The 24810-nt window shown below is 71.6% G+C and carries 18 protein-coding genes; 16 read left to right on the top strand and 2 right to left on the bottom strand.

From position 1 onward, the window contains the following. Positions 1-125: 125 nt before the first annotated feature. Genes cobN through MWN33_RS16545 form a run of 5 tightly spaced genes read left to right on the top strand, consistent with a single transcriptional unit; the run spans position 126 to position 6770 of the window. Positions 126-3410 (top strand): cobaltochelatase subunit CobN, encoded by a 3285-nt coding sequence (cobN, locus tag MWN33_RS16565; protein WP_247202150.1) that lies wholly within the window; start codon positions 126-128, stop codon positions 3408-3410. Beyond that, positions 3407-4615, top strand: a complete 1209-nt coding sequence (gene cobG / locus MWN33_RS16560; protein ID WP_247202149.1) for a precorrin-3B synthase — start codon at positions 3407-3409, stop codon at positions 4613-4615. Before cobN ends, cobG begins: the two co-directional genes overlap by 4 nt. Further along, positions 4616-5251, top strand: coding sequence for a precorrin-8X methylmutase (locus MWN33_RS16555; RefSeq protein WP_425532020.1), 636 nt, complete (start codon positions 4616-4618; stop codon positions 5249-5251). Continuing rightward, positions 5248-5985 carry a precorrin-2 C(20)-methyltransferase gene (locus MWN33_RS16550; protein ID WP_247202148.1) on the top strand — a complete coding sequence of 246 codons (738 nt, stop codon included), beginning with the start codon at positions 5248-5250 and terminating at the stop codon, positions 5983-5985. The genes MWN33_RS16555 and MWN33_RS16550 overlap by 4 nt, the downstream gene beginning before the upstream one ends. Further along, positions 5982-6770 (top strand): precorrin-3B C(17)-methyltransferase, encoded by a 789-nt coding sequence (locus MWN33_RS16545; protein WP_247202147.1) that lies wholly within the window; start codon positions 5982-5984, stop codon positions 6768-6770. Before MWN33_RS16550 ends, MWN33_RS16545 begins: the two co-directional genes overlap by 4 nt. On the opposite strand, the gene MWN33_RS16540 is transcribed toward MWN33_RS16545, so the two are convergent. Continuing rightward, positions 6740-7543, bottom strand: coding sequence for a cobalt-precorrin-6A reductase (locus tag MWN33_RS16540; protein WP_247202146.1), 804 nt, complete (start codon positions 7541-7543; stop codon positions 6740-6742). The genes MWN33_RS16545 and MWN33_RS16540 overlap by 31 nt on opposite strands. Here MWN33_RS16540 and cbiE point away from each other — a divergent pair. From cbiE to glgX, 10 genes are all read left to right on the top strand, one after another. Then, a complete protein-coding gene (gene cbiE, locus MWN33_RS16535) occupies positions 7542-8843 on the top strand; it encodes a precorrin-6y C5,15-methyltransferase (decarboxylating) subunit CbiE (protein ID WP_425532019.1) in 1302 nt (433 codons plus the stop codon). The genes MWN33_RS16540 and cbiE overlap by 2 nt on opposite strands. Further along, positions 8840-9250 (top strand): cobalamin biosynthesis protein, encoded by a 411-nt coding sequence (locus tag MWN33_RS16530; RefSeq protein WP_247202144.1) that lies wholly within the window; start codon positions 8840-8842, stop codon positions 9248-9250. Before cbiE ends, MWN33_RS16530 begins: the two co-directional genes overlap by 4 nt. Next, positions 9247-10005 (top strand): precorrin-4 C(11)-methyltransferase, encoded by a 759-nt coding sequence (gene cobM, locus MWN33_RS16525; protein ID WP_247202143.1) that lies wholly within the window; start codon positions 9247-9249, stop codon positions 10003-10005. Before MWN33_RS16530 ends, cobM begins: the two co-directional genes overlap by 4 nt. Positions 10006-10153: 148 nt before the next feature. After that, a complete protein-coding gene (locus MWN33_RS16520; protein WP_247202142.1) occupies positions 10154-11476 on the top strand; it encodes a cobyrinic acid a,c-diamide synthase CobB in 1323 nt (440 codons plus the stop codon). A 3-nt stretch (positions 11477-11479) separates the two neighbouring features. Further along, positions 11480-11857 (top strand): DUF423 domain-containing protein, encoded by a 378-nt coding sequence (locus tag MWN33_RS16515; protein WP_247202141.1) that lies wholly within the window; start codon positions 11480-11482, stop codon positions 11855-11857. Between the two features lie 88 nt (positions 11858-11945). Further along, entirely contained in the window at positions 11946-14450 is a 2505-nt protein-coding gene (locus tag MWN33_RS16510; RefSeq protein WP_247202140.1) for a glycogen/starch/alpha-glucan phosphorylase, read from the top strand. A 155-nt stretch (positions 14451-14605) separates the two neighbouring features. Beyond that, the gene (gene glgB, locus MWN33_RS16505; protein WP_247202139.1) at positions 14606-16840 is read left to right on the top strand and encodes a 1,4-alpha-glucan branching protein GlgB; all 2235 of its coding nucleotides are present in this window, start codon (positions 14606-14608) and stop codon (positions 16838-16840) included. 21 nt (positions 16841-16861) lie between these two features. Further along, positions 16862-18130 carry a glucose-1-phosphate adenylyltransferase gene (gene glgC / locus MWN33_RS16500; RefSeq protein ID WP_247202138.1) on the top strand — a complete coding sequence of 423 codons (1269 nt, stop codon included), beginning with the start codon at positions 16862-16864 and terminating at the stop codon, positions 18128-18130. A 133-nt stretch (positions 18131-18263) separates the two neighbouring features. After that, entirely contained in the window at positions 18264-19721 is a 1458-nt protein-coding gene (glgA, locus tag MWN33_RS16495) for a glycogen synthase GlgA (RefSeq protein WP_247202137.1), read from the top strand. Next, complete coding sequence (glgX, locus tag MWN33_RS19170) at positions 19718-23890, top strand: glycogen debranching protein GlgX (RefSeq protein WP_247202136.1); 4173 nt, start codon at positions 19718-19720, stop codon at positions 23888-23890. The genes glgA and glgX overlap by 4 nt, the downstream gene beginning before the upstream one ends. Positions 23891-23945: 55 nt before the next feature. Here glgX and MWN33_RS16485 read toward each other — a convergent pair whose 3' ends face one another. Further along, on the bottom strand, positions 23946-24248 hold the full coding sequence (locus MWN33_RS16485) for a hypothetical protein (RefSeq protein ID WP_247202135.1): 303 nt from the start codon (positions 24246-24248) through the stop codon (positions 23946-23948). Between the two features lie 238 nt (positions 24249-24486). On the opposite strand from MWN33_RS16485, the gene MWN33_RS16480 reads away from it, so the two are divergent. Next, a complete protein-coding gene (locus MWN33_RS16480; RefSeq protein WP_247202134.1) occupies positions 24487-24726 on the top strand; it encodes a hypothetical protein in 240 nt (79 codons plus the stop codon). Positions 24727-24810 lie beyond the last annotated feature (84 nt).

Raw genomic sequence — 24810 nt, 5'->3', positions numbered from 1 at the left:
ATCCCGGAACTCGTCATCTCGGACGGCCGCAGGCCGGTCCGGGATCGCGTGCAGAACGGAGAACGATCCCGGCTCTGCGCTTCGCTCCGGCCGGGATGACGGCCTTCTGAGGGACGCTCGACTCCATGCATATCCTCACCACCACCTCGACCAGCCTCGACGATCTCGTCGAGCCGGTCGACCTCGGCCAGACGCCGGGGGAGGTGGTGGTCGTTTCCTTCACCGACAGCGACCTGATGGGGCTCGCCACGGCGCTGGCCCGCGCGCAGGGCGAGGGCGATGATCTCCCGAGCCTTCGCCTCGCCAGCCTGCGCGACCTGCGCCATCCGCTCTCGGTGGACCTGTGGATCGACAAGGTGGCGGTCCATGCCCGCATCGTGGTGGTGCGGCTGCTCGGCGGGCTCGACTGGTGGCGCTACGGCGTCGAGCGGCTGAGCGCCGAGGCGCGCGCGCGCGGCTTCACGCTCGCCGTGCTGCCCGGCGAAGACCGCGACGACCCGCGCCTCGCCGACCTCTCCACCCTGCCGGCGCCGGAGCTGGAGGCGCTGCTCGGCTATTTCCGTGCCGGCGGGCCGGACAACATGCGCGCCCTGCTGCAGCGGCTGGCGGGGCATGCCGGGCGGGCGCTCGTGGCGGCCGAGCCGACGCCGGTGCCGCTCGCCGGGTTCTATGGGTGGAGAGGTGAGGCGCCTTCGCCGGCCGGCCGCGCCACGCCCGCCATCCCCGTCATCTTCTACCGTTCCATGTGGCTTGCCGCCGACACCGCGCCGGTCGACGCGCTGTGCGCGGCGCTGGCGGAACGCGGGCTCGATCCGCGTCCGATCTTCGTCGCCAGCCTGAAGGAGCCTTGCTCCGTCGCCTTCCTGAAGGGGGCGCTGGCGGGCATGAACCCGGCCGCCATCGTGACGCTTACCGCCTTCGCCGCGGCCGATCCCGGGGAGGCGATCGTGCTCGATATGCCCGGCGTGCCGGTGCTGCAGGCCATCGTCGCCACCACGGCGCGCGAAGCCTGGGCCGAGGGCGTGCGCGGGCTGACGGGGGCGGACCTCGCCATGCATGTCGTGCTGCCCGAGCTCGACGGGCGGGTGCTGGCCGGCGCACTCTCCTTCAAGGCGCCGGCGGAATCCTCCGCCGTGCCGGGCTTCGCCGGGCTGGTGAACCGGCCCGAGCCGGACCGCGTGGCGCAGGTCGCCGGCCGCGTGGCGGCACTGGCGCGGTTGCAGGGTCTTTCTCCCGCGCAGCGCCGGGTGAGCGTGCTGATGCCGGACTATGCCGGCGTCCCCGGCCGCACAGGCTGGGCGGTCGGCCTCGACGTGCCGGCGAGCGTGCTGGCGCTGCTGGACAACATGAAGGCCGCCGGCTACCGGGTGAAGGGCGTACCGACGGATGAGCGGGGGCTGCTGGAGCGGCTCGGTGCGGGGGGGAGCGACTCGCGGGAGACATGCCTCTCCCTCGCCGAGTACCGTGCCCATCTCGCCACCCTTCCGCCCGAGGCGGTGGCCGCCGTTCACGCGGCGTGGGGCGCGCCGGAGGACGATACGGACCTCGTCGACGGCGCCTTCCGCTTTCGCGCGGCGCGATTCGGCCATGTCACCGTCGCCCTCGCGCCGGATCGCGGTTCGCACGCCGAGCGGCGGGCGCAGTATCACGCCCCCGCGCTGCCGCCGCGCCACGCGCTGCTCGCCTTCGGGCTGTGGCTGCAAGGCGAGGCCGACGCGCTCGTCCATATGGGCGCGCATGGCACGCTGGAATGGCTGCCGGGCAAGCATGTGGCGCTGACCGCCGGCTGCTTCCCCGAACTGGTGCTGGGCGCAATGCCGGTCGCCTATCCCTTCATCGTCTCGAACCCCGGCGAGGCGGCACAGGCCAAGCGGCGCATCGCGGCGGTGACGCTCGGCCATCTGCCGCCGCCCACGCTGGAGGCGGGGCTCGCCGGCGAGGCCGCCGAACTGGAGCGGCTGGTGGATGAGTATGCGCAGGCCGACGGGCTCGACCGCCGCAGGCGCGAGCTTCTGGCGAAGCTGATCGTCGAGGAGGCGGCGCGTACCGGCCTTGCCCGCGACGCCGGGCTGGCCGGCGATGCGGCGCCGGACGAGGCGCTGCAGCGGATCGACGCCTTTCTCTGCGACATCAAGGAGATGCGTCTCAAGGACGGCTTCCATGTCTATGGCCGCGGGCCGTGCGGGGCGGCCGAGCGCGACGGGCTGCTCGCTGCGCTCGACGGCCGGCGCGTGCCCGCCGGGCCGGCCGGCGCGCCGGGGCGCGGGCGCACCGACGTGATGCCGACCGGGCGCAACCTCTATGCCAGCGATCCTCGCAGCCTGCCGACCCCGACCGCCATGGACCTCGGGCGCCTCGCTGCCGACGAGGTGCTGCGCGCCTATGCGCAGACCCATGGCGACTGGCCGCGTTCGCTGGTGCTCGATCTGTGGGGCAGCGCCACGCTGCGCACCGGCGGCGAGGAGATCGCGCAGGGCCTCGCGCTGATCGGCGCCCGCCCGGTGTGGGACCCGGCGACCGGCCGCGTCACCGGCGTCGAGGTGCTGCCGCCGGCCGCGCTCGGCCGCCCGCGCGTCGACGTCACCTTCCGCATCTCGGGGCTGTTCCGCGACCTGTTCCCGGCGCAGATCGCGCTGCTCGATGCCGCCATCCGCGCGGTGGCGCGGCGCGAGGAGGGCGACGAAGAAAACCCGCTGCGGGCGGCAGGGGAAGGAGCGGTGCGCATCTTCGGCACCGCGCCGGGCGCCTACGGCGCGGGGGTTGACGGGCACGCCAGCGGGATCGAGCGGGAGATGCTGGGCGAGGATTATCTCGCCAGCGCCTCGCACGCCTATGGCGGGGCGGAAGGGCTGGCGCGCCCGGCCGGCGATGCCTTCGCCGCGCGGGTGGCGGCGGCCGACCTGCTGGTCCATGGCGCGGACGATCCCGGCCGCGACCTTCTGGAAGGCGATGCCGACCTTGCCTTCATTGGCGGCTTCGCGGCGGCGGCGGAGCGGCTGGGCCGCGCGCCGGGCCTCGTGGTGCTGGACACTTCCGACCCGGGAAAGCCCGTCGCCCGCCCGCTCGAAGGGGCGCTCGCCCGCATCGTGCGCGGCCGGGTGAACCCGCGCTACATGGCGGGGCTGCGCCGGCACGGGCCGCGCGGGGCGGCGGAAATGGCCGAAACGGTAGACCGGCTGATCGGCTTTGCCGAAGCGACGCGGGCGGTGCCGGGCCATCTGATCGACACGCTGCACGCCGCCTATGTCGACGACGCGGCGATGCGCGATTTCCTGATCGACGTGTCGCCCGAGGCGGCGCGCTTCGTTGCCGCCCGCTTCGAGGGCGCGCGTGAAAAGGGCCTGTGGCACCCACGCCGCAACGATGTCGGGCAGGCGCTGGCGGCGCTCGCGGGGAAGGGCGCGGCATGAGCGCGACCGCGATGCGCCGGGGCGCCTGTCCCTCGCTGCCCGCGCCGATGCCGACCGGCGACGGGCTGCTGGCGCGGCTGCAGCCTGTGGAGCCCATGACTTTTGATCATGTGGTCGGCCTTGCTCGCCTCGCCCACGAACTCGGCAACGGCATTCTTGAAGTGACCGCACGGGGCAAGCTGCAGATTCGTGGGCTGACGCCGGTGAGTACGCCGCGGCTGGAGGAAGGCGTGGCGACCCTAGCCATTGCGCTGCCGGACGGTTTTCCGGTGGAACACTCCGCGCTGGCCGGGCTCGACCCGGCGGCGCACGCCGATCCGCGTACGCTGGCGGCGGCGATAAGCGAGGGCGCGACCTCGCTGGTGCCACGCCTCGCGCCGAAAGCTTCGGTGACGCTCGACGCCGGCGGGGCGCTCTCGCTCGCCGCCCTGAAGGCCGACATCGCGCTGACCGCGACCGGAACCGGGTGGACCGTCACGCTGGCAGGTCGGCCGGCCGGCACCGTGGAGGACGCGCGTGCGGCGGGGCTCGTCGTCGCGCTGCTGGGCGATCTCGCGCAGGCCGGGCCGCAGGCGCGCATGGACGAATTTCTGGCGCGCGAGGGGTTGGCAGCGCTCGCCGCGCGGCACGCGCTCACGCTTGGAGCAGACACGCCCGCGCGGGAGACCACGGACCCGGTGGGTCCCCACGCGTTGAATGACGGTTCCTTCGCGCTCGGTGTCGGCCTCGCCTTCGGTCAGACGCGCGCAGAGGCGCTGGAGGCGCTGATGCAGGCGGCGCGCGCGGCCGGCGCCCGCCATGCCGAGCCCGCCGCCGGGCGGGCGCTGCTGCTGGTGGGGCTGGCGCGGGCGGCCGTGGCCGGACTTGCCGCGCGGGCGGATGCACTCGGGTTCATCACGCAAGCGGACGACCCCCGCCGCCGCGTCTTCGCCTGTGCCGGCCGCCCCGCCTGCGCCTCTGCCCGCATCGAGACGCATGCCCTGGCGGTGGCGCTCGCTCCCCATGTGCGGCGGGGCGAACTGCACGTTTCGGGCTGCGCCAAGGGCTGCGCGCATCCCGCTTCCGCGCGCCTCACCATCGTGGGGCTGGACGAAGGGGCGGGTCTCGTGGTCGAAGGCACGCCGCGCGACGTTCCGGCGTGGCGCGTGGGCGTGGCGCGGCTCGCCGAGGCCGCGCGGGAGTTTCTGGACAAGGACGAGGGCTGAGTGTCGATCCCTACCGACTATGAGCGCGACGGCAATGCGATCTATGAGCGCTCCTTCGCCATTATCCGCGAGGAGGCAGAGCTCGGCCGGTTCACGCCCGACGAGGCCGACGTCGCGGTGCGCATGATCCATGCCTGCGGGCTTGTGGAGGCCGCCTTCGCCATCGACTTCGCGCCCGGCGTCGTGCGTGCCGCGCGCAACGCGCTGAACGCGGGCGCGCCGATCCTGTGCGACGCCGCGATGGTGGCGCACGGCATCACCCGCGCGCGCCTGCCGGCGAACAACGAGGTGATCTGCACGCTGCGCGAGCCTGCCGTGCCGGGGCTCGCCGAACGGCTCGGCACCACCCGCTCGGCCGCCGCGCTGGAACTGTGGCGCGACCATATGGAAGGCGCCGTTGTCGCCATCGGCAATGCGCCGACCGCGCTGTTCCGCCTGCTGGAAATGCTCGATGCCGGGGCGCCCCGGCCCGCCGCCATTCTCGGCATCCCGGTCGGCTTCGTCGGCGCGGCCGAATCCAAGGACGCGCTGGCGGCCGGCGACCACGGCGTGCCGTGGCTGGTGGTGCGCGGGCGGCTGGGCGGCAGCGCCATGACGGCGGCGGCGGTCAACGCGTTGGCGAGGCCGGGAATATGAGCGCGCTTCCCGCAGGCCGTCTCGTCGGCGTGGGCGTCGGGCCGGGCGATCCCGAGCTGATGACGCTGAAGGCGGTGCGCGCGCTCGGCACGGCCGATGTGGTCGCCTATTTCGCCAAGCTGGGTAATGCGAGCCATGCGCGCGCCATCGCCCATTCGCATTTCCGCGCGGGGGCGGAGGAACTGCCGCTCGGCTATCCCGTGACCACCGAGATGGCGAAGGACGAAGAGCCCTATCGCGACGCCATCGCCAGCTTCTACGACGCCTCGGCGCGCGCTGTGGCGGCCCATCTCGACGCCGGGCGCACGGTGGCGGTTCTCTCCGAGGGCGACCCGATGTTCTACGGCTCCTACATGCACCTGCATGTGCGGCTCGCCGACCGCTACCCGACGCAGGTCATCGCGGGCGTCACCGGCATGTCCGGCTGCTGGTCGCTGGCCGGCGCGCCCATCGCGCAGGGCGACGATGTGCTTTCCGTGCTGCCGGGCACGCTCGCGGAAGGCGAGCTGGCGCGCCGGCTTGCCGGCACGGATGCGGCGGTGATCATGAAGGTGGGGCGCAACCTGCCGAAAATCAGGCGCGCGCTGGAAGCTGCCGGCAAGCTCGGGCAGGCGCTCTATGTCGAGCGCGGCACGATGGACGGGGGCTATTGCGAGAGGCTGGCGGGGCGGGCGGACGGGCCGGCGCCTTATTTCGCCATCGTGCTGGTGCCGGGCTGGGGAGGACGGGAATGACGAATTCGGGCAAGGCTGCGGGCTCTAGGGCCGGCCGGCTGACCGTCATCGGCCTCGGGCCGGGCGAGGAGCGCTTCCTCACCGGGCAGGCGCAGGCGGCGCTGGGCGAGGCCGAGGCGGTCTACGGCTACATTCCCTATCTGGAGCGGGTGCCGACCCGCGAGGGCCAGACGCGCCACCCTTCCGACAACCGAGAGGAGCTTGCACGCGCCGGCGCGGCGCTTGCCCATGCGGCGGGCGGGGCGCGGGTGGCGATGGTCTCCGGCGGCGACCCCGGCGTGTTCGCGATGGCGGCGGCGGTGATCGAGGCGATCGAGGCCGGGCCGGCGGAATGGCGCGCGCTGGAGGTGGAGATCGTCCCGGGCATCACCGCCATGCTGGCGGTGGCGGCCAGGTGTGGCGCGCCGCTCGGCCATGATTTCTGCGCCGTCTCGCTGTCGGACAACCTCAAGCCGTGGGAGGTGATCGAGCAGCGCCTGCGGTTCGCGGCGAAGGCTGGCTTCGCCATGGCGTTCTACAACCCGGTCTCCAAGGCGCGCCCGCACCAGCTCGACGCCGCCTTCGACATATTGCGCGAGGAACTGCCCGCCGAGGTGCCGGTGATTTTCGGCCGCGCGGTGGGCCGGCCGGACGAGCGCATCCGCGTGGTGCCGCTCGGCAATGCGCGCGGGCACATGGCGGACATGGCGACCTGCGTCATCGTCGGCTCGCCGGAGACGCGCATCGTCGCCCGTCCGGGCCGGCCGGCGCTGGTCTATACGCCACGGCGGTCGGGGGAGGAGTGATGGGGGAGGCGCTCCAGCCACGCCAGCGCCGCCTCGACGCTCGCCGCCGTCTCGACCTGCGGGCGGGGCGGGCGGGCAACCATGATCACCTCGATGCCGAGCGCACGGGCGGCGGCGATCTTGCCGTAGGTGGCCTCGCCGCCGCTGTTCTTGGAGAGCACGGCGTCGATCCGGTTTTCCGCCAGCAGCGCGCGCTCGTCCGCCTGCGCGAAGGGGCCGCGCGCCTCGATGTAGCGCACGCGCGGCAGGGCGAGCGGCGGCGCGACGGGATCGATGCTGCGCACGAGCCAGTGGTGCTGCGGGGCGGCTTCCAGCGCGCGTACCTCGTTGCGTCCAAGCGCGGCAAGCACGCGGCGCGGAGCGGCGCCGAGCTTTTCCACCGCGCCGGCGATGTCGGCGGCCCCGGTCCAGCGGTCGCGGGGCACGGGCCGCCATTCCGGCCGGACGAGGGCGAGGAGGGGCACGCCGGCACTGCACGCGGCCTCGGCCGCGTTGCGCGACATGCTCGCGGCGAAGGGGTGGGTGGCGTCGATCAGCGCGTTGATGCGCTCGGCCTTCAGATGCGCGGCCAGCCCCTCGACACCGCCGAAGCCGCCCGAGCGGGTGGGGGCGGGCTGGTCGAGCGGGTTGCGCGTACGGCCCGCAAGCGACAGGCTGAGCGTGTAGCCCCCGCGCGCGGCCAGCTGTGCCGCGAGTTCGCGGGCCTCGGAGGTGCCGCCGAGGATGAGCAGGCGCGGGGCGCCGGCATCCCGGCTGTGGGAAGGCATGTCCATGCGGGCGGTTGAATCCGGCGTGCCGGAATCCACTGATCCGGCGTCGCGCGACGATGCGCAGGAGCGGCGCTGGTTGTCCATCGTCGGCATCGGCGAGGATGGGCTGGAAGGCCTGTCGCCGGCCGCGCGGGCGGCGATCGGCGCGGCGCAAATCGTGTTCGGCGGCGCGCGCCATCTCGCGCTCGCCGGGGACGCGGTGACCGGCGAGGCGCGCACCTGGCCTAGCCCGTTCGAGGCCGGCATCGACGAGGTGCTGGCGCTGCGCGGGCGAAGAATCTGCGTGCTCGCCTCGGGCGATCCGTTCCTCTACGGCGTCGGCGCGGTGCTGGCCCGTCATGTGCCGGCCGGCGAGATGTTCGCGCTTCCCGCGCCGTCCTCCTTCAGCCTCGCGGCGGCGCGGCTCGGCTGGGCGCTGGCGGAAATCGGTTGCCTCACCGTGCATGGCCGCTCGCTCGACCTTTTGCGGGCGCATCTCAATCCCGGCCGGCGCCTGCTGGTGCTGACCTCGGACGGGGCGGGGCCGGGCGAGATCGCGCGGCTGCTGGCGGGGACGGGCTTCGGCGGGTCGACGCTGCACATATTGGAGGCGCTGGGCGGGCCGCGCGAGCAGCTGCGTTCTTCTCTCGCCGAAGGCTTCGCGCTCAGGGACATCGATCCGCTGAACCTCGTCGGCATCGAGCTGGCGGCCGGGGAGGGCGCGCGCGTCATTGCCCGCGCACCGGGGTTGCCCGACGAGTTCTTCGAGAATGACGGCCAGCTCACCAAGCGCGAGGTTCGCGCGGTGACGCTGTCCGCGCTGGCACCGCGCCGGGGCGAGCTGTTGTGGGACATCGGCGCCGGGGCGGGTTCGGTCGGCATCGAATGGATGCTGGCCGATCCCTCGCTCCGGGCCATCGGCATTGAGGAGAACGCCGAGCGGGCGGCGCGGGCGCGGCGCAATGCGCATGCGCTCGGCGTGCCGGGGCTGACCGTGGTCGAGGGGAAGGCGCCCGACGCACTCGCCGGCCTGCCGGTGCCGGACGCGGTGTTCGTCGGCGGCGGGGCGGGGGATTCCGGCGTGCTGGACGCCGCCATCGCGGCGCTGCGGCCCGGCGGGCGGCTGGTGGTCAATGGCGTGACGCTGGAGACCGAGGCGCGGCTGATCGCCCTTCACGCGGCGCAGGGCGGCGAGCTCGTCCGCCTGTCGGTCGCCCGCGCGGCGTCGGTCGGCGGGCTCACCGGCTGGCGGCCGGCCATGCCGGTGACGCAGTGGAGCTGGGAGAAGCCTGGGAACTGGGTGAAGCCCGGGGGCGGCCTGTGATCGTCGCCGGGGTCGGCAGCCGTCGCGGTGTGAGCGCGGAGGAGGTCTGCGCCTGCGTGCGCGGGGCGATGGCGCGCCATGGTGTGAAGCTGTGCGACATCGCGCTGATGGCGACACCGGCGCTGAAGGGTGGCGAGGCCGGAATCATCAAGGCGGCGCTCGATCTCGGCCTGCTGCTGGTCATGGTGCCGCAGACGCAGCTGGAGGCGGCGGGCGCGCGCGCCGTCACCCATTCTGAGCGCGTCGTGGCGCTGATGGGTGTGCCCTCGGTGGCGGAGGCCTCGGCGCTGGCGGCGGCGGGGAGGCGCTCGACGCTGATCGGGCCGCGCTTCGTGCTCGGCGCGGTGACCTGCGCGCTGGCGCGGGAGGCGGACAAGGCTTCGGACGAGGAGACGCAGCAGCCGTGACGGTTCATTTCATCGGCGCCGGGCCGGGTGCGGCGGATTTGATGACGCTGTGCGGGCGCGATCTCATCGCGCGCTCGCCCGTCTGCCTCTATGCCGGCTCCATCGTGCCGCCCGAAGTGCTGGGTTGGTGCCCGCCGGGCGCGCGCATCGTCGACACGGCACCGCTTTCGCTCGACGAGATCGAGGCGGAATTCCTCGCCGCCGAAGCTGCGGGGCATGACGTGGCGCGGCTGCAGTCGGGCGACCTGTCCATCTATTCGGCGGTGGCCGAGCAGGTGCGCCGGCTGGAGCGGCACGGCATCGCCTATACGCTCACCCCCGGCGTGCCGGCCTTCGCGGCGGCGAGCGCGGTGCTGGGGCGCGAGCTGACGGTGCCGGGACTGGCGCAGAGCCTCGTCGTCACCCGCGTCTCCGGCCGCGCCTCGGCCATGCCGGAGAGCGAGACGCTGGCCACCTTCGCCGCGACGGGGGCGACGCTCGCTGTGCATCTCGCCATCCACGCGCTGGAGCGGGTGGTGGCGGAACTCACGCCCGTCTGCGGCGCCGATTGCCCGGTTGCCGTGGTGGTGGAGGCGACGCGCCCGACGCAGCGGGTGATCTCGGGGACGCTGGCCGACATCGCGGCGAAGGTTGCCGCCGAGCCGGTGGAGCGCACCGCGCTGATCATGGTCGGCCGGGCGCTGGCGCCCGAGGGTTTCCGCGAGAGCGCGCTGTACGATGCCGGCTACCAGCGCCGCTTCCGGGGGCGCGAATGAGGGGGCTTTGGAATGCCGTCATCCCCGGGCTTGACCCGGGGATCCACGGCTTCATCGAAGCCCGCGCCCGGCCGGACGGCGTGGATGGCCGGGTCAAGCCCGGCCATGACGGTGCTGCAGGACGTACCGGCCGCTCCGGATTCCGCCCATGACCGCGCGCGGCTTCATCATCGCAGCGCCGCGTTCGGGGTCGGGCAAGACGACGGTGACGCTCGGCGTCGCGGCGGCGCTGGCGGCGCGCGGGGTGCGGGTGCGGGCGGCGAAGTCCGGCCCCGACTATATCGACCCCGCTTTCCACGCCGCCGCCACCGGGCAGCCGGGGCTGAACCTCGACAGCTTCGCCATGAGCCCGGCGCTGGTCGACGCGTTGGCCGGCGAGGCGGCGCGCCAAGCGGAACTGGTGGTCGTCGAGGCCTCCATGGGACTGTTCGACGGCATAGGCGGCGAGCCGGGGCGCAGCGGCGCGGCGGCGGACCTTGCGGCGCGGCTCGGCCTGCCGGTCGTGCTGGTGCTCGACATTTCCGGCCAGTCGCAATCGGCCGCCGCCGTGGTGCGCGGCTTCGCGACGCATGACCCGGCCGTGCGCATCGCCGGGGTGATCCTCAATAAGGTGGCGAGCGAGCGACACCGTACGCAGGCCAGCGAGGCCATCGCCGCGCTTGGTATCCAGATATTGGGCAGCCTGCCGCGCGATGGAGCGGTCAGCCTGCCGGAGCGGCATCTCGGCCTCGTGCAGGCGGCCGAGCATCCCGCGCTGGCGGCGGCGCTCGAGGATCTGGCGGCGCGGGCGGCTGCATATATCGACCTCGACGCGCTGATGGCGCTGGCGGTGCCGCTGGCGCCGGCCGGGGGTACGCCCGTCGCGCTGGCGCCACCCGGCCAGCGCATCGCGCTGGCGCGCGACGTCGCCTTCTCCTTCATGTACGAGCACCTGCTCGCCGGCTGGCGGCAGGCGGGAGCGGAAATCCTGCCCTTCTCGCCGCTCGCCGACGAGGCGCCTTCGGAAGCGGCGGACATCTGCTGGCTGCCGGGCGGCTATCCCGAGCTGCACGCCGGCACGCTCGCCAATGCCTCGCGCTTCCTCGACGGCGTGCGCGATTTCGCGCGGACACGGCCGGTGCATGGCGAGTGCGGGGGCTTCATGGTTCTGGGCGAGGCGATCGAGGACGCGCAGGGCGTCTCCCATCCCATGCTCGGCCTGCTCGGCCACGCCACGAGCTTTGCCCGCCGACGGCTCAATCTTGGCTATCGCCGCGCGATCACGCTGGCGGATTCTCCTGTGGGCCCGGCGGGCACGCGGCTGCGCGGCCACGAATTCCATTATGCCAGCGTCACATATCCCGGCGACGATGCGCCGCTGGTCGAACTGGGCGACGGTCAGGGTAATCCTCTGGGACCTGCCGGCCGCCGCCGCGGGCAGGTGTCGGGAACCTTCTTCCACGTCATCGCGGTCGACCAACCACTGGAGTGAGTCATGAACGCCTTCCGCCGCTTTCTCGTCCTTCTGGCCGGGCTGATGGGGGCGTCGGGCGTGGCGGCGGCCGCCGCCGGGGCGCATATGAGCCCCGATCCCAACCTGACCACCGCCGCCTATTTCCTGATGTTCGGCGCCGCCGCCGTGATCGGCGCCGTGGCGCTGGCCGCCGCGCGCGGGCCGGGCTGGTCGCTGGCCACCGCCGGCGGCGGCATCCTCGCGCTCGGAACGGTGCTGTTTTCCGGCACACTGGCCGGCAGGGCGCTCTGGGACATCACGATTTTTCCTATGGCCGCGCCGACCGGCGGGACTATGCTGATCCTCGGGTGGCTGGTCCTTGGACTGGCGGCTTTCGAGCGGAGCGCCCGTGCCGGCTGAACTTGGCCAAAAGGTTGCATCAAGCAGTTTGAGTAGCCGCTGCCCGGCCCGGCCGGGACGGCGGCCGCAACGGGAGCACTAGCTGCACATGTCAGTCGAGGTCGAAGAGAAGATGCTGGACAAGCCGGAGACCCCCGCCCGCGCGGTCACCCCCGCCGCCGGCGACGACGTCGCCAAGTTCCGCGCCGCCGTGATCGCCAAGCTCACCTATGCGGTGGGCAAGAATCCGGCGGCGGCGAGCGACCGTGACTGGTTCCTGGCCACCGCCTTCGCCACCCGCGACCGCATCGTCGACCGCTGGGTGACGTCGACGCGCCAGACCTATTCGGAAGGCCGCAAGCGGGTCTACTACCTCTCGCTGGAATTCCTCATCGGCCGCCTGCTGTTCGACGCGCTGACCAATCTGGAGCTGCTCGATACGGTGCGCGCGGCGCTCGGCGATCTCGGCGTCGACCTCGACCGCCTGCGTCAGGTCGAGCCCGACGCGGCGCTCGGCAATGGCGGCCTCGGGCGCCTCGCCGCCTGCTTCATGGAAAGCATGGCGACGCTCTCCATCGCCGCCTATGGCTACGGCATCCGCTACGACCACGGCCTGTTCCGCCAGCGCATCAAGAATGGCTGGCAGATGGAATATCCCGAGGACTGGCTGTCTTTCGGCAATCCCTGGGAGTTCGAGCGCCCCGAAGTGCTCTACGACATCGGCTTCGGCGGCTCGGTGGAGACGCTCACGGTCGGCAACGACCGCAAGAAGCAGGTCTGGCACCCCGCCGAGAAGGTCGAGGCGGTCGCCTATGACACGCCCATCGTCGGCTGGCGCGGGCGCCATGTGAACACGCTGCGCCTGTGGTCGGCGCGCGCGGTCGACCCGCTGCGGCTCGACGCCTTCAACCAGGGCGACCATGTCGGCGCGCTGGCCGACCAGGTGAAGGCCGAGGCGATCTCGAAGGTGCTGTACCCCTCCGACGCCACGCCGGCGGGGCAGGAACTGCGGCTGCGGCAGGAGTATTTCTTCACCGCGGCCTCGCTGCACGACCTGATCCGCCGCCATGTCGACAGCTTCGGCGACATCCGTTCGCTGCCCGACAAGGTGTCGATCCAGCTCAACGACACCCACCCCTCCATCGCGGTGACCGAACTGATGCGCGTGCTGCTCGACGAGCACGACATCGAGTGGGACGAGGCGTTCGACATCACGGTGCGGACGATCTCCTACACCAACCACACGCTGTTGCCGGAGGCGCTGGAGACCTGGCCGGTGCCGCTGATGGAGCGGGTGCTGCCGCGCCACATGCAGATCATCTATCTGCTCAACGCCAAGCATCTGGAGCGCGTGCGCACGCAGTTCCCCGGCGACGACGCGCTGCTCTCCTCGGTGTCGCTGATCCAGGAGGATCACGGCCGGCGCGTGCGCATGGGCAACCTCGCCTTCCTCGGCTCGCACTCGGTCAACGGCGTCGCGGCGCTGCACAGCGACCTGATGACCACCACGGTCTTCAAGGATTTCTACCGCCTGTTCCCCGAGCGGATGAACAACAAGACCAACGGCATCACCTTCCGCCGCTGGCTCTATCAGGCCAATCCGGCGCTGACCTCGCTGCTGGTCGACGTGTGCGGCCCCGCCGTTCTGGACGACGCCACCCAGCTCACCAAGCTCGCGCAGTTCGCCGGCGATTCTGCGCTGCATGACCGCCTCGCCGCGGCGCGCCGGCAGAACAAGGTGGCGCTCGCCCGGCTGATCCGCGACCGGCTGGACATCAAGGTCAATCCGGGCGCGCTGTTCGACGTGCAGATCAAGCGCATCCACGAATACAAGCGCCAGCTCCTCAACATCCTGGAGACCATCGCGCTGTATGACGCGATGCGCGCCAATCCGGCCAAGAACTGGGCGCCACGCGTCAAGATCTTCTCCGGCAAGGCGGCGGCGAGCTACCAGATGGCCAAGCTGATCATCAAGCTGGCCAACGACGTCGCCAAGGTGGTGAACGACGACCCGACCGTGCGCGATCTGCTGAAGGTGGTGTTCCTGCCGAACTACAACGTCTCGCTGGCCGAGGTCATCATCCCGGCGGCGGACCTGTCCGAGCAGATCTCCACCGCCGGCATGGAGGCGTCGGGCACCGGCAACATGAAGATGGCGCTCAACGGCGCGCTCACCATCGGCACGCTCGACGGCGCCAATGTCGAGATCAAGGAGCATGTCGGCGACGAGAACATCTTCATCTTCGGCCTCACCGCCGAGCAGGTCGAGGAACGCCGGCGCAACGGCGTCGACGAGATGACCGCGATCCGCAATTCGGCGCATCTGGGCGAGGTGCTGGACGCGGTTGGCTCCGGCGTGTTCTCGCCGGACGAGCCGGACCGCTTCAAGCCGCTGGTCGACGCGCTGCGCCACCACGACTATTTCCTGGTGACGCCGGATTTCGACGCCTATTGGGATGCCCAGCGCGCCGTCGACGCCCGCTGGCACGACCGCGCCGCCTGGTGGACGTCGAGCGCGCTCAACACCGCCAATATGGGCTGGTTCTCCTCCGACCGGACCATCACCGAATACGCCACCGACATCTGGAACGTGCCGGTGCGTCCCGTCCGCTGACCCGGCGGGCCGTGCGGCGTCCGCCGCGCGGCCCGTTTCTATGGCTTCGCCACCACAGGTGGCCGTGAATCGTGGACTTTGTCTTGGCGGTAGGGGAACCTTCACTGTGCACGGGTCTTGATCCCGGTAGTCCGGCTCAGGAAAGGTTGACAGTGATGTTCGCGTGGCAGGCGCCCGGCCGTGAGGTCGACGCACTCGTAGGCGGCCGCCATGACGATCCGTTCGGCCTGCTGGGTCCGCATGAGACGCCGGACGGGCTCGTCATCCGCGCCTTCGTTCCCCATGCTGGCACGCTGGAGGCCATCGAGCCGGACGGTACGCTGATCGCCGACCTCTCCCGCCGCCATGATGCCGGCTTCTTCGAGGCGCTGGTGCCCGGTCGTCCCGCCTGGGCGCGCTACCGTCTGCGGGCGCGCAACGACGGCGGCGAGTGGCTGCTCGACGACCCCTATTCCTTCGGCCCGGTGCTCGGCCCGCTCGACGACTATCTGCTCGTCGAGGGCACGCACCGCCTGCTTTATGAGCGGCTCGGCGCGCATCCGTGCGAACACGAGGGCGTGGACGGCGTGCGTTTCGCCGTGTGGGCGCCCAATGCGGCGCGCGTCTCCGTGGTCGGCGACTTCAACCAGTGGGACGGTCGCCGCCACCAGATGCGCAAGCGCATCGACAGCGGGCTGTGGGAGATTTTCGCCCCCGGCGTCGGCATCGGCACCATCTACAAATACGAGATCGTCTCGGCCGACGGCCGGCTGCTGCCGCTGAAGGCCGATCCCTTCGGCTTCCGGGGCGAGTTTCGCCCGGCCACCGGCTCGGTGGTGGCGCGCACCGACGATTTCGAGTGGCACGACGAGGCCCATGTCGCCTCCCGCGCGGAAGGCGAGGCGCGCCGCAAGCCGATGAGCATCTACGAGGTGCATCTGGGCTCCTGGCGGCGCGGCGACGGCAACCGTTTCCTCTCCTATGACGAACTGGCCGACCAGCTTGTCTCCTATGCGGCGTGGATGGGCTTCACCCATATCGAGCTGCTGCCGATCTCCGAGCACCCGCTGGACGCCTCCTGGGGCTACCAGCCGATCGGGCTTTTCGCGCCGACCAGCCGCTTCGGCGACCCGGCGGGATTCGCCCGCTTCGTCGACCGCGCGCACCAGGCCGGCCTCGGCGTGATCCTCGACTGGGTGCCGGCGCACTTCCCAACCGACATTCACGGGCTTGCCCATTTCGACGGCGGCCCTCTCTATGAGCATTCGAACCCCCAGCGCGGCTTCCACCCCGACTGGAATACGGCGATCTACGACTTCGGCCGGCGCGAAGTCGCCAATATGCTGATCGCCAACGCGCTGTACTGGCTCGACCGTTTCCACATCGACGGTCTGCGCGTCGATGCGGTGGCGTCCATGCTCTATCTCGATTATTCGCGCCGCCACGGGGAGTGGTCGCCCAACCCGGACGGCTCCAACGACAACAAGGATGCCGTCGCCTTCCTGCGCCGCGCCAACGAGACCATCTATGCCGAGCATCCCGGCACGGTGGTGATCGCCGAGGAATCGACCTCCTGGGCCGGCGTGTCGAGCCCGGTCCATGCCGGCGGGCTCGGCTTCGGCTTCAAGTGGAACATGGGCTGGATGCACGACACGCTCGACTACATGTCGACGAACGCGGTCTACCGCCCCTGGCACCACGACAAGATCACCTTCGGCTTCGTCTACGCCTTCACCGAGAACTTCGTGCTGCCGCTCTCGCATGACGAGGTGGTGCACGGCAAAGGCACGGTGTTCACCCGCATGCCCGGCGACGACTGGCAGCGCTTCGCCACCCAGCGCGCCTATTACGCGATGATGTGGGCCTATCCCGGCAAGAAGCTGCTCTTCATGGGGCAGGAATTCGCCCAGCGGCGCGAATGGAGCGAGGAGCGCTCGCTCGACTGGCATCTCGTCGGCATGGGGCCGCATCATCGCGGCATGCAGATTCTGGTGCGCGACCTCAACCATCTCTACCGCGACACGCTCGCGCTGCACGCACGCGACTGCGAGCCCGAGGGTTTCCGCTGGATCGTGGTCGACGACCGCGACCAGTCGGTCTTCGCCTGGCTGCGGCTCGGCGGCGAGGAGGACGCGCCGGTCGTCATGGTGGCGAACCTCACGCCCGTGCCGCGCGACGGCTACCGCCTCGGCCTGCCGAAAGCCGGCCGGTGGCGCGAGATCCTCAACACCGATGCGGACGGCTACGGCGGCTCGGGGCTCGGCAATCTCGGCGCGGTGACGGCCCATGAGGCGCCCGCGCACGGCATGCCGGCCAGCGCCCATGTGGTGCTGCCGCCGCTCGCCACGCTCTACTTCAAATGGGAACCGGAAGAGGCCGCGCCGCAGGGCACGGTCGTGGACCGGCAATAGACTTCAGGGAGACGACGCTTCATGGCACGGCCGACGCTTCAGAATGCTCCACTGGCCCGTTCGGCCATGGCCTACGTCCTCGCGGGCGGGCGCGGCAGCCGCCTGATGGAGCTGACCGATCGTCGCGCCAAACCGGCGGTCTATTTCGGCGGCAAGTCACGCATCATCGACTTCGCGCTGTCCAACGCCATCAATTCCGGCATCCGCCGCATCGGCGTCGCCACCCAGTACCAGGCGCACAGCCTGATCCGGCACCTGCAGCGCGGCTGGAACTTCCTGCGCCACGAGCGCAATGAGAGCTTCGACGTGCTCCCCGCGAGCCAGCGCGTCTCCGAGACCATGTGGTATCTCGGCACGGCCGACGCGGTGTACCAGAACCTCGACATCATCGAGGCCTACGACACCCGCCACATCATCATCCTGGCCGGCGACCACATCTACAAGCAGGACTACGAGATCATGCTCCAGCAGCATGTCGACCAGGGCGCCGACGTGACGGTGGGCTGCCTTGAGGTCCCGCGCGAGGAGGCCAGCGCCTTCGGCGTGATGCATGTCGACGAGAAGGACAACATCATCTCCTTCCTCGAAAAGCCGAAGGACCCGCCCGCCATGCCCGGCCGCCCGGACAAGGCGCTGGCCTCGATGGGCATCTATGTGTTCGAGACCAAGTTCCTCATCGACCAGCTGCGCCGCGACGCTGCCGATCCGCTCTCGACGCATGATTTCGGCAAGGACGTGATCCCCTACATCGTCAAGCACGGCAAGGCGGTGGCGCACCATTTCTCCCGCTCCTGCGTGCGCTCGGACCAGGAGACGGCGCCCTACTGGCGCGACGTCGGCACGGTGGACGCCTATTGGGAGGCCAATATCGACCTCACCGGCGTGGTGCCGGAGCTTGACCTCTACGACCGCGACTGGCCGATCTGGACCTATGCCGAGATCACGCCGCCGGCCAAGTTCGTGCATGACGACGAGGGCCGGCGCGGGCAGGCGATCTCCTCGCTGGTGTCGGGCGGCTGCATCATCTCCGGCTCGTCGCTGCGCCGGGCGCTGCTGTTCACCGGCGTGCGGATCAATTCCTACGGCTCGATCGAGAACGGCGTGATCCTGCCCTATGTCGAGATCGGCCGGTCGGCGCGGCTGAAGAACGTGGTGATCGATTCCCATGTCCGCATTCCCGAGGGGCTCGTCGTCGGCGAGGACCCCGTTCTCGACGCCAAGCGGTTCCGGCGCACCGAGAAGGGCATCTGCCTGATCACCCAGTCGATGATCGACCGGATGCCGGCCTGATCCGCCCCCCGTTCCCGACGAAAGTCATCCGGGTGACGGGGAGCGGATATAGAGTGGACGTGCGGCGCAGGGCGCACCGGCAGGGGGCTGGCGCGGAATATGCAGCCGGGGTTTCAGGGCTCGGGATCGAAGCGTGTCATCCTTGAAGGTTCTCTCCGTCGTTTCGGAAGTCTATCCGCTGGTGAAGACCGGCGGCCTCGCGGACGTCGCCGGCGCGCTGCCGGCGGCGCTGGCGCCGCACGGCATCGAGCTGCGCACGGTGATTCCCGGCTATCCCGCCGTGATGGCGGGGCTGGAGGCGGGCGAGCCGGTGCACCGCTTCGACCACCTGTTCGGCGGTCCGGCCCAGCTTCTCGCCGGGCGGGCCGGCGGGCTCGACCTGTTCGTGATCGACGCGCCCCATCTCTTCGAGCGGCCGGGCGGCCCCTATGTTGGCGGCAACGGGGTCGACTGGCCCGACAATGCCGCGCGCTTCGCCGCGCTTGGCGCGGTGGCCTCGGGTCTCGGCCTCGGACTGGTGCCGGGCTTCGTGCCGGACATCGTGCACGCGCATGACTGGCAGGCGGGCCTCGCCCCGGCCTATCTGCACTATGCCGGCACGCGCCGGCCGGGCACGGTCATGACCATCCACAACATGGCCTTCCAGGGCCAGTTTCCGGCCCATGACTTCCCCATGCTCGGCCTGCCGCCGCACGCCTTTGGCCTCGGCGGCGTCGAATATTACGGCATGGTCGGCTACCTGAAGGCCGGCCTGCAACTGGCCGACCGCATCACCACCGTGTCGCCCGGCTATGCCGGCGAAATCCTGCTGCCGGAGGGCGGCATGGGGCTCGACGGCCTGCTCAACGCGCGCAGCCACGTGCTTTCGGGCATCCTCAACGGCCTCGACGAACAGGCGTGGAACCCGGCCGCCGATCCGCTGATCGCCGCGCCCTTCGACGCCAAGGCCATCAAGGGGCGCGCCGCCAACAAGGTGGCGCTGAAGGCGGCCTTCGGGCTCGACCCGGACCCGGAGGCGCTGCTGTTCGGCGTGGTGAGCCGCCTCTCCTGGCAGAAGGGGCTGGACCTGCTGGCCGACAGCCTCGGCACGCTGCTGGAGCTCGGCGCGCAGCTCGTGCTGCTCGGCTCGGGCGACGCGGACCTTGCCGGTCGCTTCGCCGGTGCGGCGCAGGCCCATCCCGGCCGCATCGGCGTGCGGCTCGGCTATGACGAGGCGGTGGCGCACCAGCTCCAGGCGGGTTCGGACGTGCTCATCGTGCCCTCGCGCTTCGAGCCCTGCGGGCTGACCCAGCTCTCGGCGCTGCGGTATGGCGCGCTTCCCCTCGTGGCGCGCGTCGGCGGCCTCGCCGATACGGTGATCGACGTCAACGAGATGGCGCGCAGTGCCGGCGTCGGCACCGGCGTGCAGTTCTCGCCCGTCACCGCGCCGGCGCTGCAACTCGCGCTCAAGCGCACCGCCGCGCTCTGGCGGGACAAGGCGCTGTGGAAGAAGCTGCAGCGCAACGCCATGACGACCGATGTCTCGTGGGAGCGTGCCGCCCGTCAGTATGACGCGCTGTTCCGCCAGCTCGCGGGGGAGCGCGCCGCGTGAGCACCTTCGCCGTCTCGCCCGGCCATCCCGAACCGCTGGGCGTGACGGCGACGGGTGCCGGCGTCAATGTCGCGGTGTTCTCGGCCCATGCGGAGCGCATCGAGTTCTGCCTGTTCGATGCGGCGGGCGAGGTCGAGACCGCCCGCATCGCTCTGCCGGCGCGCACCGGCGACGTGTTCCACGCCCATATTAACGGGGTGCCGGCGGGCGCGCGCTACGGGCTGCGCGCGGCCGGCCCGTGGGCGCCGGAACAGGGGCACTGCTTCAACCCCGGCAAGCTGCTGGTCGATCCCTATGCCAGCCGGCTCGACCGGCCGTTCCGGCTCGATGACAGGCAGTTCGACGCTCGCGCGCGCGGCGCCGAACGCGACGAGACCGACAGCGCGCCTTCCATGCCGAAGGCTATCGTGCCCAATCCGCTCGTCCATGGGTCCGGGGTGCCGGTGCACGCGCCGCTGGCGCCGTTCCCATGGGATGCGCAGGTGCTGTACGAGCTGCATGTGCGCGGCTTCACGCGGCTGAACGAGGCGATCCCGCTCGACATGCGCGGCACCTTCGCGGCGCTGGCGCAGCCGGCGGCACTGGATCATTTGGTGCGCCTCGGCGTCACCACGGTCGAGCTGATGCCTGCCATGGCGTGGATCGACGAGCGCCATCTGCCCCCGCTCGGGCTGACCAATTACTGGGGCTACAACCCCGTCGTGTTCGGAGCGCCCGACCCGCGTCTCGCGCCGGGCGGCTTCGAGGAGGTGGCGCGCGCTGTCGCCGCGCTGCACGACGCCGGCATCCGGGTGGTGCTCGACGTGGTGCTGAACCATTCCGGCGAGAGCGACGAATTCGGCCCGACGCTCAGCCTGCGCGGGCTCGACAACGCGACCTATTACCGGCATGCGCGCGAGGACGCTGCGCGCCTGATCAACGACGCCGGCACCGGCAACACGCTGGCGCTGGAGCGCGCGCCCGTGCTGCGGCTCGGCATGGACATGCTGCGGCGCTGGGCGGCCTGCGGGCTCGATGGCTTCCGTTTCGATCTCGCTGCGACACTTGGCCGGCGGCCGGACGGTTTCGACCCCGAAGCGCCCTTCCTCGCCGCGCTCCAGCAGGACCCGATGCTGCGCGACCTCGCGCTGATCGCCGAGCCGTGGGACATCGGGCCGGGTGGCTATCGGGTCGGCCAGTTCCCGCCCGCATGGGGGGAGTGGAACGACCGCTTCCGCGACACCGCGCGGCATTTCTGGCGCGGCGACGGGCGGGTGGGCGAGCTTGCCAGCCGGCTCGCCGGCTCCGCCGACATCTTCGCCGGCCGGCACCGGCCATTGTCGCGCGGGATCAACTTCATCACCGCCCATGACGGCTTCACCCTGGCCGACTTGGTGGCCTTCGAGCACAAGCGCAACGAGGCCAATGGCGAAGAGAACCGCGACGGCACCGACAATAATGGAAGCTGGAACCACGGTGTCGAGGGCTGGACCGACGACGCCGCGATCAACGCCGCCCGCCATCGCGACATGCGGGCGCTGCTGGCGACGCTGCTGACGGCGCGCGGCACGCCCATGCTCACCATGGGCGACGAGTGCGGGCGCTCGCAGGCCGGCAACAACAACGCCTATGCGCAGGACAATCTGCTCACCTGGCTCGACTGGTCGAAGGTCGATGCGGAACTCGCCGCCTTCACCGGGCAACTCGTCCGGCTGCGGCTCGACCATGCGGCCCTGCGCGGCGAGGCCCCACTCACCGGGTATCCGGTCGATGCCAGTGGCCTGCGGGACGTCGAATGGCGCGCGCCGGACGGCGGGCCGGTCGACTGGGACAATGCCGGCACGCGGGCGCTGGTCGCGGTGTTCTATGCCCCCGCCGACGGCGCACGGCCGGCCGACAGGGTGGCCGTGGCGCTCAACGGCTCGGCCGATGCGTTCGACCTCGTCCTGCCGCCGCCGCGCGCGGGCTTCGTGTGGCGCGCCGCGCTCGACACCGCCGCGCCGGACGGCACGCCCGGCGAGGAGGGCCGGCTCACCGCGCGGTCCGTGCGCGTCTTGGTGGAGACAGCCGACGCGCGCAGCACCCGGCGCGGCGATCCGCAGCTTCTGGAGCGTCTCTCCGCCAGCGCCGGCATCGACGGCGCGTGGCGGGACGTCGACGGCAACCGCCGGAGCGTGAGCGACGACACCAAGCGCGCCCTGCTGGCGGCATTGCGCCTTCCGGCGGACGGCGACGGCGAGGTGCGCGACGCGCTGGCGGCCCTCTCCGAGCAACGTGTCGGCCGCGCCCTGCCGCACGCCCGCGTGCTGCGCGTCGGCGGGCCCTGCACGCTGGTTCTGGCAGGTGCGGCGGCGATTTCGCCGGGCCGGCTCGACCTCGCCATCGGTCTTGAGAACGGCGACAGCCTGGAATGCGCCATCCGCCCCGAAGACGGGCGGCGCGCGATGGTCGAGCTGCCCGACGGGCGGCTGGCGAGCGTGCGCACCGTCGAGCTGCCGGACCTGCCCCTTGGGCGCCATGTGCTGGCGCTGGGCGACGTGCAGTGCCGGCTCACCGTGGCGCCGCCCGCCTGCTACCTGCCGCCGCGCCTTGCTGACGGCGGGCGCATCACCGGCATCGGCATGCATCTCTACACGCTGCGCCGGGCGATCAACGATCAGGGCATCGGCGACTTCACCGCGCTGGGCGATCTGGCGGAGCTGGCCGCCGGTGCGGGCGTGGAGGTGCTGGGACTGAACCCGCTGCACGCGCTGTTTCCCGGCGAGCGCGAGCGCGCCAGCCCCTATTCCCCCTCCGACCGGCGCTTCCTCGACCCGATCTATATCGACGTCGCCGCGCTGGGGGCGGACAGCGCCACCTTCGCGCCAGTGGTGGGCGGTGGAGGCATCGACTATCCCGGCGTCTGGGCGGTCAAGCTCGCGGCACTGGAGGCGGCGTTCGCGGCCTTCTGCAAGGCACCCGACGGCGATTTCGACCGCTTCGTCGCCGAGGGCGGCGAGACGCTGGCGCGCTTCGCCCTGCATCAGGCGATCTCCGCCGCGCATCCGGGCATAGGCTGGCGCGACTGGCCGGGCGGGCTCGCCGATGCCGACGGCCCGGCGCCCGCCGCCTTCGGACGCGAAAATACCGAGGCGGTGCGCTTCGCGCTCTGGCAGCAATGGATCGCCGACCGGCAATTCGCCGCCGCCGCCGGACGCGCCCGCGCCGCCGGCCTGTCGCTCGGCCTTTACCGCGACCTCGCGGTCGGCACCACACCGGACGGCGCGGAGGCGTGGTCGGAAGCCTCCATGCTGATGCAAGGGGTGAGCGTCGGCGCGCCGCCCGATCCGCTGGGGCCGGAGGGTCAGGACTGGAGCCTGCCGCCTTTCGACCCGCTGGCGCTGACCCGCGACGGCTATGCGCGCTATGCCGGCCTGCTGCGGGCGAATATGCGCCACGCCGGGGCGCTCCGCATCGACCATGTGATGGGGCTGCGCCGCCTGTTCCTCATCCCGCACGGGGCGAGCGGAGCGGACGGCGCCTATCTCGCCATGCCCTTCGACGACCTCGCCGGGCAGGTGGCACTGGAGAGCGTCCGCGCGGAATGCCTCGTGGTGGGTGAGGACCTCGGCACCGTGCCCTTCGGCATGCACGAACAGCTCGCAGGCGAGCGCATGCTCTCCTACCGCGTGCTGTGGTTCGAGCGGCAGGGCCAGGATGCGCAGGGGCAGGACTTCACGCCACCGCAGGACTATCCCACGCTCGCGGCGGCCTGCATCTCGACGCACGACCTGCCGACACTGGCCGGCTGGTGGACGGGGGCGGACATCGCCGAGCGCCACGCGCTGGGGCTCGACACCGAGGAAAGCCTGACGGCGGCTCTCGCCGGGCGTGCGCGCGAGCGTGCGCGGCTTGCCGAGGCGCTGCTCCGGGAAGGGCTGATCGCCGCGTTGCCGGGGGAAGGCGCACCGCTCGACGATGCCTTCCTCGCCGCCGCGCATGCCTATATCGCGCGCACCCCCTCCGTGCTCGCCTTCGCCCAGCTCGACGACCTCGCGGGGGAGACCGTCGCGGTCAACCTGCCCGGCACGGATCGCGAGCGGCCGAACTGGCGGCGCCGGCTGACGCGTCCGCTGGACGAGGTCATGGCCTCGCCAACGGCCACGGCCGCGCTCGCGGCCATGAGGCAGGAGCGCGGCCGAATTTCCTGATCGCCGGGCATCGTGGCCGCCGCGCCCGTGGGGCGGACGCGGCGGTCAGGTCCCGTCACGGCGTGGTGGGCGCGGCCGGGGCTGGAGCGTCGGGGGCCGGAGCGGCCGGCGGGGGCGTTTCCGGCGTCGCGGGCGCCGGCGTCGCGGGCGTGTCGGCCGGCGGCGGCGTCATGGTGTCGGGCGCCGGCGGGGGCGGCGTGACGGGATCGGCCGCCGGGGGCACGGCCGGCGTGGTCGCGGCGGGCGGCGTCGGGTTCTCGGTCGGTTGCGTCGTCATGCGGCCCGAATACTGAACGGCCGCATAGGCCGCGAAGACGAGGACGATGGCGGCGATGATCATGAGGGTGGTGCGGCGCATGTGTCGCGTCTCCCGGTGGGCGCCCTCAGGCGGGCAGGGACGCATGCGGGCACCAGGCCGGCACGAAGGTACCGTTTTCCCCGGAAATCCAGCCCGCACGCAGATTTCGATTGTCCCAACGTGACGATTGGACGAAAGTTCCGGGATACCCCACGCTATATGCCGCTGGGGCATGTCATCGAGCCGCCGAAGCGGCCACGGAGCCCGCCAAGACGGGCCGGACAGGGAGGGAACGAACATGCCGCATGCCGACTTCGACGTCGTTACGCTCTCGCCTTCCACCGTGCGCGTGATGCATCGCGTCGCCCACCACATCTACGAATTCGCGCTCGTCCACGATGGTGACGGGCGCCGCGTGGTCAGCCGCGGGCCGCAGATCACCTTCGGCCGGGACGGCGACATCCCCGCCTGGGAACTCGTCGGCGTCGCCGAACAGGTCGCCGCCGACACCGCCCGCCACACCGGCATGATCGACTGAGGCGAAGGCCAGTACCCTTGGGAACTGCCAATAGCGGCCCGCCAAGATGGCGGACGGCAAGTGGAAGGGATTCTTGTACGGTAT

This window comes from Ancylobacter koreensis (assembly GCF_023016525.1).
In the GTDB taxonomy this organism is placed as follows: domain Bacteria; phylum Pseudomonadota; class Alphaproteobacteria; order Rhizobiales; family Xanthobacteraceae; genus Ancylobacter; species Ancylobacter koreensis.
This window is presented reverse-complemented; position numbering and strand designations above follow the sequence as displayed.